Below are 2,941 nucleotides of genomic sequence, written 5' to 3'. Positions count from 1 at the left end.
AAGACCCTTTGGGGTTGTATGGTTAAGTGACTAAGCGTACACGGTGGATGCCTTGGCAGTCAGAGGCGATGAAGGACGTATTAACTTGCGATAAGCCCAGATTAGACAGTAAAAGTCATTTGAGTCTGGGATTTCCGAATGGGGAAACCCAACTGCATAAGCAGTTATCATTATCTGAATACATAGGGTAATGAGGCGAACCGGGGGAACTGAAACATCTAAGTACCCCGAGGAAAAGAAATCAACCGAGATTCCGAAAGTAGCGGCGAGCGAAATTGGATTAGCCCTTAAGCCTTTAATGCGTCAGGTGAAAGTTCTGGAAAGTTCTGCGATACAGGGTGATAGCCCCGTAACCGACAGCGCATTTTAGGTGAAATCGAGTAGGGCGGGACACGTGATATCCTGTCTGAATATGGGGGGACCATCCTCCAAGGCTAAATACTACTGACTGACCGATAGTGAACCAGTACCGTGAGGGAAAGGCGAAAAGAACCCCTGTGAGGGGAGTGAAATAGAACCTGAAACCGTGTACGTACAAGCAGTAGGAGCACCTTCGTGGTGTGACTGCGTACCTTTTGTATAATGGGTCAGCGACTTATATTCAGTAGCAAGGTTAACCATCTAGGGGAGCCGTAGAGAAATCGAGTCTTAACTGGGCGTCGAGTTGCTGGATATAGACCCGAAACCAGGTGATCTAGCCATGGGCAGGTTGAAGGTTGAGTAACATCAACTGGAGGACCGAACCGACTAATGTTGAAAAATTAGCGGATGACTTGTGGCTAGGGGTGAAAGGCCAATCAAACCTGGAGATAGCTGGTTCTCCCCGAAATCTATTTAGGTAGAGCCTCGGACGAATACTACTGGGGGTAGAGCACTGTTAAGGCTAGGGGGTCATCCCGACTTACCAACCCTTTGCAAACTCCGAATACCAGTAAGTACTATCCGGGAGACACACGGCGGGTGCTAACGTCCGTCGTGGAGAGGGAAACAACCCAGACCGCCAGCTAAGGTCCCAAATTACAGCTAAGTGGGAAACGATGTGGGAAGGCTTAGACAGCTAGGATGTTGGCTTAGAAGCAGCCATCATTTAAAGAAAGCGTAATAGCTCACTAGTCGAGTCGGCCTGCGCGGAAGATGTAACGGGGCTAAGCTATAAACCGAAGCTGCGGCAATGCTTTTTAAGTATTGGGTAGGGGAGCGTTCTGTAAGCCGTTGAAGGTGAGTTGTAAAGCTTGCTGGAGGTATCAGAAGTGCGAATGCTGACATGAGTAACGATAAAGGGGGTGAAAAACCTCCTCGCCGGAAGACCAAGGGTTCCTGTCCAACGTTAATCGGGGCAGGGTAAGTCGACCCCTAAGGCGAGGCCGAAAGGCGTAGTCGATGGGAAACGGGTTAATATTCCCGTACTTCTTACAATTGCGATGGGGGGACGGAGAAGGCTAGGTGGGCCTGGCGACGGTTGTCCAGGTTCAAGTGCGTAGGCTTGAGAGTTAGGTAAATCCGGCTCTCTTTAAGGCTGAGACACGACGTCGAGCACCTACGGGTGTGAAGTCATTGATGCCATGCTTCCAGGAAAAGCCTCTAAGCTTCAGATTGTAAGGAATCGTACCCCAAACCGACACAGGTGGTCGGGTAGAGAATACCAAGGCGCTTGAGAGAACTCGGGTGAAGGAACTAGGCAAAATGGTACCGTAACTTCGGGAGAAGGTACGCTCCTGTCGGTGAAGTCCCTTGCGGATGGAGCTAACGGGAGTCGCAGATACCAGGTGGCTGCAACTGTTTATTAAAAACACAGCACTGTGCAAAATCGTAAGATGACGTATACGGTGTGACGCCTGCCCGGTGCCGGAAGGTTAATTGATGGGGTTAGACGTAAGTCGAAGCTCTTGATCGAAGCCCCGGTAAACGGCGGCCGTAACTATAACGGTCCTAAGGTAGCGAAATTCCTTGTCGGGTAAGTTCCGACCTGCACGAATGGCGTAATGATGGCCACGCTGTCTCCACCCGAGACTCAGTGAAATTGAAATCGCTGTGAAGATGCAGTGTACCCGCGGCTAGACGGAAAGACCCCGTGAACCTTTACTACAGCTTGGCACTGAACATTGACCCTACATGTGTAGGATAGGTGGGAGGCTTTGAAACCGGTACGCCAGTATCGGTGGAGCCGTCCTTGAAATACCACCCTTGTAGTGTTGATGTTCTAACTTAGACCCGTTATCCGGGTTGAGGACAGTGCCTGGTGGGTAGTTTGACTGGGGCGGTCTCCTCCCAAAGAGTAACGGAGGAGCACGAAGGTGGGCTAATCACGGTTGGACATCGTGAGGTTAGTGCAATGGCATAAGCCCGCTTGACTGCGAGAATGACAATTCGAGCAGGTGCGAAAGCAGGTCATAGTGATCCGGTGGTTCTGTATGGAAGGGCCATCGCTCAACGGATAAAAGGTACTCCGGGGATAACAGGCTGATACCGCCCAAGAGTTCATATCGACGGCGGTGTTTGGCACCTCGATGTCGGCTCATCACATCCTGGGGCTGAAGTCGGTCCCAAGGGTATGGCTGTTCGCCATTTAAAGTGGTACGCGAGCTGGGTTTAGAACGTCGTGAGACAGTTCGGTCCCTATCTGCCGTGGGCGTTGGAAGATTGAAGGGGGCTGCTCCTAGTACGAGAGGACCGGAGTGGACGAACCTCTGGTGTTCGGGTTGTCATGCCAATGGCATTGCCCGGTAGCTAAGTTCGGAATCGATAACCGCTGAAAGCATCTAAGCGGGAAGCGAGCCCTGAGATGAGTCTTCCCTGACCCCTTGAGGGTCCTAAAGGGTTGTTCGAGACTAGAACGTTGATAGGCAGGGTGTGTAAGCGTTGTGAGGCGTTGAGCTAACCTGTACTAATTGCCCGTGAGGCTTAACCATACAACACCCAAAGGGTTTTGATGGACTCAAAG

At 51.2% G+C, this 2,941-nt stretch carries 1 rRNA gene; it reads left to right on the top strand.

Annotated elements, in window-relative coordinates:
• Positions 1-20: 20 nt before the first annotated feature.
• A 23S ribosomal RNA gene (locus F0265_RS24455) occupies positions 21-2,909 on the top strand.
• Positions 2,910-2,941: the final 32 nt, after the last annotated feature.

The organism is Vibrio sp. RE88 (genome assembly GCF_013113835.1).
Taxonomy (GTDB): Bacteria; Pseudomonadota; Gammaproteobacteria; order Enterobacterales; family Vibrionaceae; genus Vibrio.
This window is presented reverse-complemented; position numbering and strand designations above follow the sequence as displayed.